16 protein-coding genes are annotated in these 15,412 nt (G+C 64.4%); 8 read left to right on the top strand and 8 right to left on the bottom strand.

From position 1 onward, the window contains the following. Complete coding sequence (locus C2H86_RS15180) at window positions 1-630, top strand: pseudouridine synthase (RefSeq protein ID WP_159408765.1); 630 nt, start codon at window positions 1-3, stop codon at window positions 628-630. Between the two features lie 20 nt (window positions 631-650). Here C2H86_RS15180 and C2H86_RS15185 read toward each other — a convergent pair whose 3' ends face one another. Both C2H86_RS15185 and C2H86_RS15190 read right to left on the bottom strand, forming a co-directional pair. Continuing rightward, complete coding sequence (locus tag C2H86_RS15185; protein ID WP_027917747.1) at window positions 651-854, bottom strand: DUF2788 domain-containing protein; 204 nt, start codon at window positions 852-854, stop codon at window positions 651-653. 52 nt (window positions 855-906) lie between these two features. Next, the gene (locus tag C2H86_RS15190) at window positions 907-1,383 is read right to left on the bottom strand and encodes an Lrp/AsnC family transcriptional regulator (RefSeq protein WP_003249795.1); all 477 of its coding nucleotides are present in this window, start codon (window positions 1,381-1,383) and stop codon (window positions 907-909) included. Between the two features lie 391 nt (window positions 1,384-1,774). Between C2H86_RS15190 and C2H86_RS15195 the strand changes: the two genes are divergently transcribed. Beyond that, window positions 1,775-2,605, top strand: coding sequence for a DUF6515 family protein (locus C2H86_RS15195; RefSeq protein ID WP_159408766.1), 831 nt, complete (start codon window positions 1,775-1,777; stop codon window positions 2,603-2,605). Window position 2,606: 1 nt separating this feature from the next. On the opposite strand, the gene C2H86_RS15200 is transcribed toward C2H86_RS15195, so the two are convergent. Beyond that, on the bottom strand, window positions 2,607-3,476 hold the full coding sequence (locus tag C2H86_RS15200) for a cation diffusion facilitator family transporter (protein WP_159408767.1): 870 nt from the start codon (window positions 3,474-3,476) through the stop codon (window positions 2,607-2,609). A gap of 25 nt (window positions 3,477-3,501) precedes the next feature. Further along, on the bottom strand, window positions 3,502-3,921 hold the full coding sequence (locus C2H86_RS15205; protein ID WP_159408768.1) for a polyribonucleotide nucleotidyltransferase: 420 nt from the start codon (window positions 3,919-3,921) through the stop codon (window positions 3,502-3,504). A gap of 115 nt (window positions 3,922-4,036) precedes the next feature. Between C2H86_RS15205 and hrpB the strand changes: the two genes are divergently transcribed. Then, the gene (gene hrpB / locus C2H86_RS15210) at window positions 4,037-6,565 is read left to right on the top strand and encodes an ATP-dependent helicase HrpB (protein ID WP_159408769.1); all 2,529 of its coding nucleotides are present in this window, start codon (window positions 4,037-4,039) and stop codon (window positions 6,563-6,565) included. An 18-nt stretch (window positions 6,566-6,583) separates the two neighbouring features. Here hrpB and C2H86_RS15215 read toward each other — a convergent pair whose 3' ends face one another. Continuing rightward, on the bottom strand, window positions 6,584-7,234 hold the full coding sequence (locus C2H86_RS15215; RefSeq protein ID WP_159408770.1) for a YciC family protein: 651 nt from the start codon (window positions 7,232-7,234) through the stop codon (window positions 6,584-6,586). A gap of 155 nt (window positions 7,235-7,389) precedes the next feature. Here C2H86_RS15215 and C2H86_RS15220 point away from each other — a divergent pair, with 155 nt between their 5' ends. From C2H86_RS15220 to C2H86_RS15235, 4 genes are all read left to right on the top strand, one after another. Further along, entirely contained in the window at window positions 7,390-8,151 is a 762-nt protein-coding gene (locus C2H86_RS15220) for a DUF2076 domain-containing protein (RefSeq protein ID WP_159408771.1), read from the top strand. A 68-nt stretch (window positions 8,152-8,219) separates the two neighbouring features. After that, on the top strand, window positions 8,220-8,699 hold the full coding sequence (locus C2H86_RS15225; protein ID WP_159408772.1) for an NYN domain-containing protein: 480 nt from the start codon (window positions 8,220-8,222) through the stop codon (window positions 8,697-8,699). Window positions 8,700-9,095: 396 nt separating this feature from the next. Continuing rightward, the gene (gene yedA / locus C2H86_RS15230; protein ID WP_159408773.1) at window positions 9,096-10,010 is read left to right on the top strand and encodes a drug/metabolite exporter YedA; all 915 of its coding nucleotides are present in this window, start codon (window positions 9,096-9,098) and stop codon (window positions 10,008-10,010) included. A 55-nt stretch (window positions 10,011-10,065) separates the two neighbouring features. Beyond that, the gene (locus C2H86_RS15235; protein WP_103448876.1) at window positions 10,066-11,397 is read left to right on the top strand and encodes a DEAD/DEAH box helicase; all 1,332 of its coding nucleotides are present in this window, start codon (window positions 10,066-10,068) and stop codon (window positions 11,395-11,397) included. A 151-nt stretch (window positions 11,398-11,548) separates the two neighbouring features. Here the strand turns inward: C2H86_RS15235 and C2H86_RS15240 are convergent, their stop codons facing one another. The 3 genes from C2H86_RS15240 to C2H86_RS15250 all read right to left on the bottom strand — a co-directional run bounded on the left by C2H86_RS15240 (window position 11,549) and on the right by C2H86_RS15250 (window position 14,572). Continuing rightward, a complete protein-coding gene (locus C2H86_RS15240) occupies window positions 11,549-12,784 on the bottom strand; it encodes a TIGR03862 family flavoprotein (RefSeq protein WP_159408774.1) in 1,236 nt (411 codons plus the stop codon). 148 nt (window positions 12,785-12,932) lie between these two features. Beyond that, entirely contained in the window at window positions 12,933-13,847 is a 915-nt protein-coding gene (locus tag C2H86_RS15245) for a histone deacetylase family protein (protein ID WP_159408775.1), read from the bottom strand. Between the two features lie 38 nt (window positions 13,848-13,885). Beyond that, on the bottom strand, window positions 13,886-14,572 hold the full coding sequence (locus C2H86_RS15250) for a histidine phosphatase family protein (protein WP_159408776.1): 687 nt from the start codon (window positions 14,570-14,572) through the stop codon (window positions 13,886-13,888). Window positions 14,573-14,739: 167 nt separating this feature from the next. Here C2H86_RS15250 and C2H86_RS15255 point away from each other — a divergent pair, with 167 nt between their 5' ends. Further along, the gene (locus C2H86_RS15255; protein ID WP_159408777.1) at window positions 14,740-15,312 is read left to right on the top strand and encodes a GNAT family N-acetyltransferase; all 573 of its coding nucleotides are present in this window, start codon (window positions 14,740-14,742) and stop codon (window positions 15,310-15,312) included. Window positions 15,313-15,412 lie beyond the last annotated feature (100 nt).

Genomic DNA, 15,412 nt, shown 5'->3' on the forward strand with positions numbered 1-15,412 from the left:
ATGCCACTGCCACCCCGTTCCAAGCCGCGCCGCCCCCAGGCGCGGCCTGCCGGCCCCCGTCGTCAGGCCAAGGCGCCACCGGCCGAGCCACGCCTGATCCTGTTCAACAAGCCATTCGACGTGCTGACCCAGTTCAGCGACGGAGAAGGGCGCGCGACCCTCAAGGATTTCATCGACATCCCTGGCATATACCCGGCCGGGCGGCTCGACCGTGACAGTGAAGGCTTGTTGCTGCTGACCAACGATGGCGGGCTGCAGGCGCGCATTGCCGATCCGAAGCACAAATTGCCCAAGACCTACTGGGTGCAAGTGGAAGGCGAACCGAGCGACGAACAGATCCAGCGTTTGCGCGATGGCGTGGAGCTCAATGACGGGCCGACCTTGCCCGCTGAAGCCCGACGCCTCGACGAGCCCGAGCTATGGCCGCGCAATCCGCCGGTACGTTTTCGCAAGAGCGTGCCGACCAGTTGGCTGGAGCTGGTGATTCGCGAGGGGCGTAATCGCCAGGTGCGGAGGATGACTGCTGCAGTGGGCTTGCCAACCTTGCGCCTGGTGCGGGTGCGGATCGGCGATTGGGCGCTGGATGGGCTGGAGCAGGGGTGCTGGCGTGAAGTAGCGCCCAAGCTTTAGGCCGATTCGCGGAACAAGCCCTACACACCTTCCAGGAATGCCACCACCACGCTCTTGATGATGAAGGCCAGCACTCCCAGGCCGAGCACGAAGAACAGGATCATCGTGCCAAAGCGCCCGGCCTTGGACTTTTTCGCCAGGTCCCAGACGATGAAGCCCATGAAACCGATCAGTACGGTGACCAGCACGATCATCATCCACTCTTCGAATACGGCGGGATCCATCTGTGTTCTCCAGGCAGGCTGAGCTTGCGATTATACGCGGGCGAGCGGGCGTTTAGCGCAGGTGGGTCAATGGCAGCTCGGTGCTTGCCAGTACCTGATTGAGCACGAAGCTCGAACGCACGCTGGTCACGCCTTCGATACGGGTCAGGCTGCCCAGCAGCAGTTTCTGATAGTGATCCATGTCCGGCACCACCACCTTGAGCTGGTAGTCGGCGTCCATGCCGGTGACCAGGCTACATTCGAGCACCTGCGGCAGGTTGCGGATGGCGGCTTCGAACGTTTCGAAGCGCTCCGGCGTGTGCCGGTCCATGCCGATCAGCACGTAGGCGGTCAGGCTCAGGCCGAGCTTCTTGCGGTCGAGCAGGGCGACCTGGCGCGAGATATAGCCGTCGTCTTCCAGTTGCTTGACCCGACGCGAGCATGGCGAAGGCGACAGGCCGATGCGTTCGGCCAGCTCCTGGTTGGAGATGCGCGCGTCGCGCTGCAATTCGGCGAGGATGCTCAGGTCGTAGCGGTCAAGTTTGCTCATGGAAAAGGCCTTTTCTGTTCAGATTGCGGTGAATTATCGATCCAGGGTTAAAAATTGCGCAAGTGCTATTTATCTGAGCAATCTTAGCAATCCTCTGCTGCAGCCTCTCCCGTATCTTTACCTACAGAATCACTGCCCGGACATCAGTCCACGGCGACGCGCCCTAGGCGGGCGGTCGCGGCCAGCCATCCAACAGGATCTGCAGGCCCCCGGGCTACACAGCTTCCAGAAGACGCTGTGAGGTGAGCCGGCGCCACAAGTGCCGAGCACGGACGACAATTCTCAAAGGGAGGCCACTGGCCTCCCTTTTTTCATGGCCGCGATTTCATCTGCCCGTGGTACCAGCGCGGTAGACTGGCAGCATGCCGTTTTCTTTACCGTGAGGAACAACATGAAGTCGCGCATCTGGCAGTTGGCAGGTGTAGGTTTGCTGGGTTTGAGCATCAGCTTCGGGGCCATGGCCGAAGGGCCGGATGAGGGGCATGGCGAAGGGCATGGCAACGAGGGTGGCTCTGGTCGCCCGCTCAATTCGCGTGGCGAAGTGCAGCAGACCCAGCCCGCGCGGCAGGGCTATTACCAGGATATCCCCCGGCATAACGGCGACAACCGCCACTGGCAAGCCGGCGGCCCAGGGCAACGGCCCGGCGGCGACTGGCAGGGGCGCCCGGATGGCCACGGCAATGGCTGGGGCCCTGGGCCTCAGTATCGCCCGGGGCACACCATCGATCACTTCCCGGACCGCTACTGGAAGGTGCCGTACCGCGGCAATGACTACTTCTACTCCGGTGGCTACTGGTACCGCCCGCAGGGTGGCAGCTACGTGGTGGTGACCCCGCCCTACGGCGTGCGGGTCAACTACCTGCCTTCCTATGCGCGGGAAGTCTGGCTGGGCGGCGCACTGTTTTTCCTGGTGGCCGACACCTACTACCAGTACCTGGCCGACAGCCAGGAGTATGTCGTGGTCAATCCGCCCGCCATGGCTCCGGCACCGTTGCCGGCGGCAGCCCCGGCCAGCAACAGCTACGACGTGATTGCCTACCCGATGTATGGCCAAGGGCAGGAGCAGCAGGACCAGGACCGCTACCAATGCCACCGCTGGGCAGTGAGCCAGTCAGGCTTTGACCCGGCAACGGCACCCTATGCGCCACCTGTCGAAGTGGCGAGCAACTACCGCCGTGCGCTGAGTGCCTGTTTCAGTGGCCGAGGTTATAGCGTCAACTGATTCACACCGGGTCGGCATGCACCATCACATCCGCCCGTGGATAACGCTGGCGGATGACTGCCGAAGCCTGCACGCACAGGTCGTGTGCCTCGATCAGGGGCAGTTGCCCCGGCAGTTCCAGGTGCAGTTGCACGAACCACTGGTTGCCCGACACCCGCGTACGCAGGTCATGCACGCCTTGCACGCCGGGAATGCCCAGGACCAGCTCGACCATCCCTTCGCCAATGTCGCCGGGCAATTCCTTGTCCATCAGGATCGCCGTGCTTTCGCGGGCAATCTGCAGCGCACTCCAGAGGATGTAGAACGCGATGCCGAGACCGAACAGCGCATCCAGCTGCGGCCAGCCGAAGCGCGCCAGCAGCAGGGCGAGCAGGATGCTGCCGTTGAGCAACAGGTCGGAGCGGTAATGCAGTGAGTCGGCGCGCACCGCAGTGGAACCGGTCAGGCGGATGACCTTGCGCTGCAAGGCCAGCAAGGCCACGGTCAGCGCCAGCGACAGCAGCATCACGGCGATGCCGATCGCCGTGTCACCCAGCGGCTCGGGTGCTTGCAGGCGCTCGACAGCCTGCACCCCGATCAACACCGCGCTGACCCCGATGAACAGAGCCTGGGCCATGCCCGCCAGGGCCTCGGCCTTGCCGTGGCCGAAACGGTGGTCGTCATCGGCCGGGCGCAGGGCGTAATGCACGGCGAGCAGGTTGAGGAACGACGCCACCGCGTCCAGTGCCGAGTCGGTCAGCCCGGCCAGCAGGCTGACCGAGCCGCTCAGCCACCAGGCCACGGCCTTGCTTGCGACCAGAATGCTGGCCACCGCCAGTGAAGCGCGGGTGGCCAGACGCAGCAGGCGCTGGTGTTCGGCCGGGGTAATCATGCCCAGGATGATGTCCTTGTGAAAATCAGGCCGCAGGTACCAGGCCCAAGGCCGCCAGCTGCTCGACGCTGCCGCGGTGCTGGATTAGCCGTGGGTCATCCAGCGGCAGGCGCTGGCCCAGTTCGCTTTCGAGAATGGCTTGCAGCTTGAGGTTGTCGACCTTGCCATCGGGGCTTACGGCATCACGCAGTTTTACCGGGTCGACTTGGGCCGTGTGCCCGCCCTTGTAGTAGATGGCGCCCGTGGCGAAGTCGATGCCAAAGGCGATCAGGCCCGGGATCACGTAGAACAGGATACCGATGGCGTCCATTGCGGCAACCACGGGGTCGATCTTGCCGCCGATCTGCCCACGGCGGTCTGGATAGAAGATGGTGCCGCAGGCCGTCAGCTGGGTCAGCAGGGTGACGATCAGGGCGCCACCAATGACGCGGGAGGGGATGCGCATGTAAATCTCCGAAAAGTATTCAGCAGGGCAAGCGAAGCGCCAGCACCTGAAGCTAAGACCATGATAGAGCAGGCTGGGTTCGCCGTTATACTCGCCAGACTGTTCGAGGACCACCATGATTTCTTTACCGATCGATGCTGTCTTGCCCGCCTTGCGCGAAGCCTTGGAAAACCGCGACGAGGCCGTGCTCGAAGCGCCCCCCGGTGCGGGCAAGACCACCCGCGTGCCGCTGGCGCTGCTAAACGAGCCGTGGCTGGCCGGGCAGACCATCCTCATGCTCGAACCGCGCCGCCTGGCGGCGCGGGCGGCGGCCGAGCGCCTGGCCAGCGAGCTGGGGGAAAAGGTCGGCGAAACCGTGGGCTACCGCATTCGCCTGGACAGCAAGGTCGGGCCGAACACGCGCATCGAGGTGGTCACCGAAGGCATCCTCACCCGCCGTTTGCAGGCCGACCCGGCACTCGACGGCGTAGGGCTGCTGATCTTCGATGAATTTCACGAACGCAGCCTGGATGCCGACCTGGCCCTGGCTTTGAGCCTCAATGGCCGCGAACTGCTGCGTGACGACCCTGCGCTGAAAATCCTGCTGATGTCGGCGACCCTGGAAGGCGAGCGCCTGTCGCGGTTGCTGGGCGATGCGCCGGTGGTGAGCAGCGAAGGCCGCATGCACCCGGTGGATATCCGCTGGGGTCGGCCGTTCCAGCCGGGCGAGTTCATCGAGCCGCGGGTTGTGGACAACGTGCTGCTGGCATTGGCCGAACAACCCGGCAGTGTGCTGGTGTTCCTGCCCGGCCAGGCCGAGATCCGCCGTGTGCATCAAAGCCTGCAGGATGCACTGGGTGAGCGGCCGGATGTGCTGCTATGCCCGCTGCACGGCGAACTGGACCTCAATGCCCAACGCGCTGCCATCGACCCGCCGGCCAAGGGCCTGCGCAAGGTGGTGCTGGCCACCAATATCGCCGAAACCAGCCTGACCATCGACGGCGTGCGCGTGGTCATCGATGCCGGCCTGGCCCGCGTGCCGCGTTTCGATCCAGGTAGCGGCATGACCCGCCTGGACAGCCAGCGTATCTCCCGCGCCAGCGCCACCCAGCGCGCCGGCCGAGCTGGGCGCCTGGAGCCAGGGGTGTGCTACCGCCTGTGGTCCGAAGCCCAGCATGACCAGTTGGCCGCCCATGGCAGCGCCGAGATCCTCCAGGCCGACCTCGCTGGCCTGGCCCTGCAGCTTGCTCGCTGGGGTGTCACGCCAGAGCAGCTGCGCTGGCTCGACCAGCCGCCGGCAGCCGCCTTCTCCCAGGCCCAGGACCTGCTGGCGCGGCTGGGTGCGTTCAAGCCGGGCAGCCGTGACAGCCTCAGCGACCACGGCCAGGCCATGGCCGAGCTGCCGGCTCACCCACGCATCGCTCACCTGCTGTTGCGTGGCCAGGACCTAGGCCTGGCAACGATGGCCTGCGATGTCGCCGCCTTGCTGGGCGAGCGCGATATCCAGCGCGGTGGCGGTGCCGACCTGCACAGCCGACTGACGCTGGTCAGCGGCGAAAGCAAGGCCAACCGGGGTGGCCAGGGTGGCGTGCAGCGTGCACGGCAACTCGCCCGGCAATACCGTGGCCTGTTGCGCGGCAAGGCCGCTGCGGCGGTTGCCGACCCCGACCATCCGCGCTGGCTTGGGGCCTTGCTGGCGCTGGCCTATCCCGACCGTGTTGCCCAGCAGCGTCGCGAAGGTGGCGCCGAGTATCGTCTGGCCAATGGCCGTGCCGCCTTGTTCGCCGAGGTCGACGCGTTGATGAAATGCCCGTGGCTGGTGATCGCCGACCTCGGTAGCCGCCAGGGCCAGCGGGAAGAGCGTATCTACCTGGCGGCCGAGTTCGACCCGGCGCTGCTCGATGATGTGCTGGCCGAGCAGGTCGAGCGCGTCGATATCCTCGACTGGGACGAGCGCGAACAGGTGCTGCGTGCCGAACGCCAGACCAAGGTCGGCGAGCTGGTACTGGGCCGCGAACCGTTACCCAAGCTGGATGATGAAGCCCGGGCCAAGGCGCTGCTTGGCCTGGTGCGGCGCAAGGGCCTGAACCTGTTGACCTGGACCCCGGAGCTGCGCCAATGGCAGGCGCGGGTGGCGCTATTGCGCCAGCTGGATCTGGGCAAGGAGGGGCAAAGCGAATGGCCCGATCTGGGTGACGAGGCACTGCTTGCGACGCTGGAAGACTGGCTGCAGCCCTACCTGGGCAAGGTTTCGCGCCTGAGCCATTTCGCCGCCCTGGACTTGCCATCGATACTGCGCAACCTGCTGCCCTGGCCGTTGCCACAGCGCCTGGACGAATGGGCACCGGCGCATCTGACGGTGCCGTCCGGCTCGAACATCCGCCTGGACTACAGCGAAAATCCGCCGATCCTCGCCGTGCGCCTGCAGGAGCTGTTCGGCCTGGCCGACACCCCGCGTATTGCCCAGGGTCGCCAGCAGGTGAAGCTGCACCTGTTGTCACCGGCGCGACGACCAGTGCAAGTGACACAGGACCTCGCCAACTTCTGGCGCACGACCTATGCCGAAGTGAAGAAAGACTTAAAGGGCCGCTACCCCAAGCACTACTGGCCGGATGACCCCCTGGTGGCCGAGGCTACCGCGCGGGCCAAGCCACGGGGTACTTGAGGGGCGGGAAGATGTTGTTCAGCTTTCTGCTTCCAGCAGCATGAACAGGCGATACAGCACCACGGTGCTGAACAGCTGCAGGAAGCCGCTCAAGCTGTCCATGGTCAGTTCGGCTGCTGGCGAGGGCTCGGGGATGGCCATCAGCAGCAGCCCGTCGATCAGCCAGATCGGCGCCAGCACGCCCACCACGCAAATCATGATGCGCATGAAGTGCCCGGTGGTCATGCGCGCGCTCTCGCGCATCGACTGCACCACTGGCAGGCCACGCAGTACCAGCAGGTATTCGGCGAACACCAGGTTGATCATGATCCACACGCCCGGGAAGATGAACAGCGCCAACCCGGCCATGATCAGCAGCGAGCTGATCAGGATCAGCAGGGCCAGTTGCGGCCACAGCTGCAGGGCGCGGGCAAACAGGTCGCGTTTGGCAATCTCCTGGCCGTTGCTGCGGGTATCCAGGTAGAGGATCAGCGCTGCGCTATACAGCGGGTAGAACAACAGACTGATCAGCATGCCGTAGGCCGGCGAGGCCTGGTCGCCCAACTGTCGATACAGCAGTTGGGTAATGAGGGCTTCGAGCACCACCAGCGGCAGGCACAGCGGGATGATGCTGGCCAGGTGGCGGCGGAAGAAGTACAGGGAGTCGCGCAGAACGCTCAGCGGATTCATCAGTCAACATCGCAAGGCAGTAAAAGCAGGGGCCTAACTTTAGCCCAGAGCTGTCACTTGCTGAAAAAAGTTTCACCCGTGCAGTGATTGAATCCATAGCCCTTGCGCCCCATCTTTGCCATGTCCGATGTCCTGCTAGCCCATGAGGTAGCCCAATGAACACTGATGAACAAACCCTGATCGACGGCCTGTTTGGCCGCATCAAACAAGCCGAAGACCCGAGCCAGCCGCGTGATGCGCAGGCGCAGGCACGGATCGAGGAGCATGTGCGCCAGCAGCCGGCAGCGCCTTACTACATGGCCCAGGCGATCCTGGTTCAGGAAGCCGCGATCAAGCGCCTGGACGAGCAGAACAAGCAGCTGGAGGCCGAGCTGAAGCAAGCCCGCGCCCAGCTCGACGCGACCCGTGCCAGTAGTGGCAATGGCGGGGGTGGGTTCCTGTCGAGCATCTTCGGTGCCGGTGCGCGTAATCCCGAGCCGGCTCAACCGCAGCGCCCAAGTGCGCCGGTAGCATCGGGTGGCGGCTGGCGCGAGCCGAGTGCGCCGGGCTTCTCCCAGTCGCAGCCACAAATGCAAGCACAACCGCAACAGGCCGGTTTTGGCGCCGCGCCGGCGCGCAGCGGAGCCAGCAGCTTCCTCGGCGGCGCGATGCAGACCGCTGCGGGGGTTGCCGGTGGCGTGTTGCTGGCGCAAGGCATCAGCAGCCTGTTCAACCACCACTCGCAGCCTGAAGAGGTGGTCGAGGTGATCAAGGAAGAGCCGGCACCGGCCAGTGACAACGGCGGCTGGAATGACCAGGGCGGGCAGCAGCAAGTGGCTGACAATGGCGGCTGGGGCAATGAGCAGGGTGGTTTTGCCGACACCGACTATGGCAGCGATGACGGTGGCTTCTTCTCGGATGACGATACGTTCGTCTGACCGGTCTGGCATACTGCTGGCATTTCCGAAGGGGCGCTTTGCGCCCCTTTTCATGTCGAGGGTATGTGGTGAAAAAGATCGCGCTGTTCGCCGATGTGCAGAACCTCTACTACACCGTGCGCCAGGCCCACGGCTGCCATTTCAACTACACCGCACTGTGGAAGGACGTCAGCCGCGAAGGCGAGATCGTCGAGGCCGTGGCCTATGCCATCGATCGCGGCGACAGCAAGCAGCAGCAGTTTCAGCAGATCCTGCGCAACCTGGGTTTTGATGTGCGCTTGAAACCGTTCATCCAGCGCAGCGACGGTTCGGCCAAGGGCGACTGGGACGTGGGCATTACCCTCGATGTGATCGATGCGGCCAGCCGGGTCGACCAAGTGGTGCTGGCCTCCGGTGATGGTGACTTCGACCTGCTGCTGGAACGGGTCATCCAGCGCCACGGCGCCGAGGCGGTGGTCTATGGCGTCCCCGGCCTGACAGCGTTGTCGCTGATTCGTGCCGCCACCCGTTATGTGCCCATCGAGGGGCGTTTGTTGTTGAAGCATTGAGGTGGGGCGGTGCTTGCCTCTGCATTTTGGGCGCCTGTGAAATCGAGCGCCGCCCGCGCGGCGCATCGCGAGCTGCGCTCGCTCCTACGTCTGTTTTTGGCCAGTAACACCTGTGACAGACGCGCGCGACCGCCGTGTTCGTTCGACGCGATAAAACGCCATGCGCCAAGGCGTTCGCGCGCAAATCCCCCAGGAATAATTGGCCCGAAACAAACGTAGGAGCGAGCGCAGCTCGCGATGCGCCGCGCGGGCGGCGCTCGATCTTGAATACACAACCGGCCTCAAGGCGAGCGCACCGAAAGTGTGCCGCTCATTTCGCGCTGTTTTGTAACTTATCTTTACTTCCACGCGGCCCTAAACTCGGTCACCCGAAAACGGATTTCTGAGTTGTCTGCCATGCCTGCCTCCCGTCGCTTTCCGCTGCTGCTTGTCGGTGCCTTCCTGGCCTTGTACCTGGTCTGGGGTTCCACTTACCTGTTCATCCGCATTGGCGTCGAGTCATGGCCGCCGATGCTGATGGCGGGGGTGCGCTTCCTGATCGCGGGCGGTTTGCTGTACGGCTTCCTGCGCTGGCGCGGGGTGCCGGCACCGACCTGGCCACAATGGCGTGCTGCAGGTGCCATCGGCTTTCTGCTGCTCAGCTGCGGCAACGGTGGTGTGACCGTGGCCGAGCATGCTGGCGTGGCATCGGGCGTGGCGGCGTTGGCAGTGGCCACGGTGCCGCTGTTCACCCTGGTCTTTGGCTTGCTGTTCGGCCACCGCAACTCGCGCCTGGAATGGGCCGGGATCTTCCTTGGCCTGCTCGGCATCGCTTTGCTCAACCTCGGCTCGAACCTGCAGGCCAGCCCCATCGGCGCGGCGCTGATCCTGTTCGCTGCGGCTTCGTGGGCATTCGGTTCGGTGTGGAGCAAAAGCCTGCCGCTGCCCCAGGGGCCGATGGCCAGTGCTGCCGAGATGCTGGTCGGCGGTGCGGTATTGCTGCTGGGCAGCGTGCTGTCCGGTGAGCGCATGACGCAGATGCCGACTGCTGCTGGCTGGGGCGCGCTGGCCTATCTGGTGCTGTTCGGCTCGATCCTCGCCTTCAGTGCCTACATGTACCTGCTCAAGAACGTGCGCCCGGCCGCAGCCACCAGTTATGCCTACGTCAACCCGGCGGTGGCGGTGCTGCTGGGCATCCTCTTCGCCGGCGAAGAGATCGGCGCGGAAGAATGCCTGGCCATGGCGGTGATCATCGGCGCCGTGGTACTGATCGGCCTGCCGCAGTGGCGTAAGGCGCCCGAGCAACCGTTGAAGGGCGAAATCTGCAAGTAGCCAGGGGCGATGCGGTAAACTTGCCGCCTTCGCTGAACCCCCTGACGGTATTGCCATGAATTTCGCCCAACTCGGCCTGATCGAACCGCTGCTGCGCACCTTGCAGCAGCTGGACTACACCACCCCAACCCCGGTCCAGGCCAAGGCCATCCCTGCCGTGCTGGCCGGCCGCGACCTGATGGCCGCAGCCCAGACCGGCACCGGCAAGACCGCCGGTTTCGCCTTGCCAGTGCTGCAACGCCTGGCGTTGGAAGGTGAGAAGGTTGCCAGCAACTCGATCCGTGCGCTGGTGCTGGTGCCGACCCGCGAGCTGGCCGAGCAGGTGCACAACAACGTGCGCGAGTATGCCGAGAACCTGCCGCTGAGCACCTACGCGGTGTACGGCGGGGTCAGCATCAACCCGCAGATGATGCGCCTGCGCCGTGGCGTCGACCTGCTGGTGGCAACGCCCGGTCGTCTGCTCGACCTGTTCCGTCAGAACGCAGTGAAGTTCAACCAGGTGCAGACCCTGGTGCTCGACGAAGCCGACCGCATGCTCGACCTGGGTTTTGCCGAGGAGCTGCAGTCGGTGTACGCCGCCTTGCCGCGCAAGCGCCAGACGCTGCTGTTCTCCGCCACCTTCTCCGAGCAGATCCGCATGCTTGCAGGCCTGGCCCTGAACGACCCGCTGAGCATTGAAGTCAGCCCGCGCAACGCTGCGGCGACCACCGTCAAGCAGTGGCTGGTGCCTGTGGACAAGAAGCGCAAGACCGACTTGTTCATGCACCTGCTGCGCAAGCAGCGCTGGAAGCAGGTGCTGGTATTCGCCAAGACCCGCAATGGCGTCGATCAGCTGGTCGAGCGCTTGCTGGCTGAAGGTGTCAATGCCGACGGCATCCACGGCGACCGCCCGCAGGCCACCCGCCAGCGCGCGCTGGACAGTTTCAAGGCGCGGGAAATCCAGGTGCTGGTAGCGACCGATGTCGCGGCCCGTGGCCTGGATATCGACGACCTGCCGCTGGTGGTCAACCTCGACCTGCCGATCGTGGCCGAGGATTACGTCCACCGCATTGGCCGTACCGGCCGGGCCGGCAACAAGGGCGAGGCGATCTCGCTGGTGTGTGCCGATGAAGTGCAGATGCTGTCGGCGATTGAAGTACTGACCCGGCAGACCTTGCCGCGTCATGAAGAGCCGGACTTCATCCCCGAGCACCGGGTACCGATGACCGATGCCAGTGGCCAGGTGATCAAGAAGCCGAAGAAGCCCAAGAAACCGAAAGAGAACAGCGCCAAGCGTGGGCTGGGGCGTTGGATGGACAGTGCCGAGGCAGGAGCTGCCGAGCCATCGGTGAAGGCTGTGCGCAAGGTGCCAAGCTTCAACGGCGGGCCGCGCAAGCGCAAACCGTAGTTTTGGGAATTCTTAAAGCTGGCGCGATCCCCTGTGGGAGCCGCGCTTGCCGGCGATGGGCCGCGAAGCGGCCCCTCAATTTATGCAACAACCTTGAAATCGTGGGGCCGCTTCGCGGCCCATCGCCGGCAAGCGCGGCTCCCACAAGTTGTCAGGAACTGAGCCAGTCTGCTGCAGCACGCCCCGCTCGCAATCCACTGGCAAAGCACGCCGTCAGCAGATACCCCCCAGTCGGCGCCTCCCAGTCGAGCATCTCGCCCGCACAGAACACTCCCGGCATCCGGCGAACCATCAACCCTTCATCCAGCCCTTCGAAACGCACGCCACCGGCACTGCTGATCGCTTCATCCAGCGGACGCGTGCGTACCAGCGTGATCGGCAAGGCCTTGATCGCCCGCGCCAATGCCTGAGGATCGGCAAACGTCGCCTGATCCGTCAGCTCCCGCAGCAACCCCGCCTTGACCCCGTCGATCCCCAACTGGCTGTGCAGATGCTTGGCCATCGACCGCGACCCGCGTGGTTTTGCCAGCGCCTGGGCGATCTTGTCCACAGGCTTGTCCGGCAACAGGTCGAGCAACAGCCTGGCTTGCCCCTCATGTTCGATGGCCTGGCGCAATTGCCCCGACCACGCATACACCAGGCTACCCTCGACGCCCTGTGCGGTGAGGATGAACTCGCCTTTGCGCGGCGCCATGCCCGGCACGCTCAGGGCAATGTTCTTCAGCGGTGCCCCTGCGAACTTGTCCACAAGCACTGGACTCCAGCCTTCGACCTCGAAACCGCAATTGCTCGGCCGCAGCGGCGAGATATCCACAGTGCGTTCGGCCAGCAGCGGTTGCCAGGCACCATCGGAGCCCAGCCTTGCCCAGCTGGCGCCACCGAGGGCCAGCACCACGGCGTCGGCCTTGACCTGCCGTTCACCCTGTGGATAAGCGATACGCAAGCTACCGTCGGCATTCCAGCCCAGCCAGCGATGGCGGGTGTGGATAACTACACCGTTGTCACGCAGGCGCTTCAGCCAGGCGCGCAGCAGCGGGGCAGCTTTCATGTCGGTCGGAAAAACCCGGCCCGACGTACCGACAAAGGTTTCGATACCCAGCCCGTGAATCCACTGGCGCAGCGCATCGGCATCGAAGTCGCGCAACAACCCGTCGATCTCGCTCTGCCGCTCGGCATAGCGCGAAACGAACTGTGGATAAACTTCCGAATGGGTGATGTTCATGCCGCCGACGCCGGCCAGCAGGAACTTGCGGCCCACCGATGGCATGGCGTCGAACACTTCCACCGCCAGGCCCGCCTGGGCCATGGCTTCTGCAGCCATCAAGCCGGCAGGGCCGCCGCCAATAACGACGGCCAGGGGAGGGGAAATGGGGGATTTTTCAGACATGGTAGGCAAAAGGCTGTGGAAAAGACGCTCATTCTAGCGCAGCCGGGCCAACCTAAGTACTGAACAAAAAATGATCAATGCTCTACAGGCCAAGCCCGTAAAGGGCTGCAGCGCCTTTCCCGCAGGTTATCCACAAGCGGTTCCACAGTCATTGTGAACAACCGATGACTCGCGCCGCACTGTGGTGAAGAATGCCGTGGCGCCTGGCCAGGGCTTCACGGTCCTTGCTGTAGCCCCCACCGATCACTCCGACCACCGGGATATCGCGGCCCAGGCAGTGGCGCATCACCCGCTCGTCACGCGCCGCCAGGCCCTGGTCGGTGAGTTGCAGGTAGCCCAGCGCATCGTCCTTGTGCACATCGACGCCGGCGTCGTACAGCACCAGGTCGGGTTGATACAGCGGCAGCAGGTAGTTCAGCGCGTCCTCCACCACCTTCAGGTAAGCCGTGTCGCCCATGCCGCGTGGCAGGGGAATGTCCCAGTCACTGTGGGCCTTGCGCGCCGGGAAGTTCTGCTCGCAGTGCAGGGACACGGTGATGGCGTCCGGGGTGTCGTGGAGGATGCGTGCCGTGCCGTCGCCCTGGTGCACATCGCAGTCGAAGATCAGCACCCGGTGCACGCGGCCGGCTTCGAGCAGGTAGCGGCTGATCACTGCCAGGTCATTGAAGATGCAAAAGCCGGCCGGGTGGTCGTAGTGGGCGTGGTGGGTGCCGCCGGCCAGGTGGCAGGCGATGCCGTGCTGCAGCGCCATCTCGGCGGTCAACAGCGAGCCGCCCACCGCGCGCACGGTACGCCGGGCCAGGGCTTCGCTCCAGGGCAGGCCGAGGCGGCGCTGGTCCTCGCGGGACAGCTCGCCATTCATGTAGCGCTCTATGTAGCTGCGATCATGGGCCAGGGCGAGGATATCGTTGGGGCAGATGTCAGGGCGCAGCAGGGCCTGGTCGGTGGTCAGCCCGCTGTCGACCAGGTGGTCGCGCAGCAGGCGGAACTTGTCCATGGGAAAGCGGTGCTCGGCGGGGAATTCCGGGCTGTAGTCTTCGTGGTAGATCAGCGGCAACGGCATGGGGACTTCGCAATCAGGGCCAGCGCTGATCTTGCCAGTTATTTCCCTGCGCTGGCCAATACCCGTTGCCAGTCCGGCTCGTTCAAGCGTCCAAGGATTCGCGCCTTGCCATTGGCGTCCACCGAGACGAACAGCGCGCTGGTGTAGTTGCTCTCGCGTTCACCACCGGCCACCCGTTGCTGGCGGGCGAAATGGTCGATGCAGCCATTGTGGGTCACCAGCACCAGGTTGTGCCCTGCACGCTTGCGTTCCAGCGCTTCACTGGCGAACTGGTTGTCGCAGCTTTCCAGCCAGGCTTCGCTCGGTACGGCCTGGCCAAGGATGAAGTGCGCGGTTTGCAGGGTGCGCACTTTGGGGCTGGCGAGCACATCGGCATTGCTCAGGCCCAGTTGCTTAAAGCCTTGGCCGACCCGCGTGGCGGCCTCGCTGCCGGCCACGGTGATGCCGGTGGGGTCGTTCAGGCACGGGCCGGGTGCGCTGTCACAACGCTCGGCATGGCGGATCATCACGATCACCGCGCCTTCGGCCCAGTCTTGCAGGAGGCCGCTTTCACTCAACTGTTGCTCGTTGCCAAGGTCCACGATATGGGTCCTCGTCGCCAGCCAGGTGGTCACTGCCGCGATCACCATGCACAGGCCGAGAGCGGCACCAAGGGCTTTGCGTGACATGCGTCGCTTGCGGCGGGCGTGGATGGCGGGATGGCCCAAGATGTTGCTCGGCTGCATGCGTCACTCCAATGGCGCGGCGGTGGTGTGGCGGTATTGTGCTCAGCCGTCTGTCGGGGGCGGGTGAAGGGGTTGTGAAAATTGCATTCCGGGCGCCGCCGGTTGCGTGAAAAACCTGGCCGCGCCTACGCTGTTAAATGCCACAGCGCAAAACCGGAGCTCGTCCCATGACCCCCATCCTCCACCTGGAAAGCGCACGCCTGGTGCTGCGCCAATGGCACGATGACGACCTGCGCGAGTTCGCCGCGCTATGCGCCGACCCGCAGGTGATGCGTTATTTCCCGGCGCCGATGACGCGGCTTGAGGCTGCGGCGCTGATCGGCAGGATTCGTGGCCACTTCAACGAATATGGCTTCGGCCTGTGGGCCTTGGAGCGAAAGGACAGCGGGGCTTTCATCGGCATGACGGGCTTGCTCAATGTCAATTTCGACGCGCCGTTCGTCCCGGCGGTGGAGATTGGCTGGCGCCTGGCCCGACGCCACTGGGGCCTGGGTTTTGCCAGCGAGGCGGCGTGGACTTGCCTGCGTTGTGCTTTCGCCCAATTGCGTGTGGAGGAGGTGGTGTCGTTCACTAGCGAGAGCAACTTGCCGTCGCAGAAAGTCATGCAGGCCATCGGCATGGTCCAGGACGCCAATGGCAGCTTCGACCACCCCCGCCTGCCCATCGGCCACCCGCTGCGCCCTCATGTGCTGTACCGCATTGACCGCGCGCATTGGGAGCAAACCCTGCGCACTGAATGAGCCGCCATGCACGGCGTTGATGACAAACCCTGTATCATTTCTCTATCTACAAGATCTGCAAGGTGCTCGCCGAAAAATGTTCAGCGCCTGTGAAACCGAG

Origin of the sequence: Pseudomonas putida (assembly GCF_009883635.2) — a bacterium.
In the GTDB taxonomy this organism is placed as follows: Bacteria; Pseudomonadota; Gammaproteobacteria; order Pseudomonadales; family Pseudomonadaceae; genus Aquipseudomonas; species Aquipseudomonas putida_W.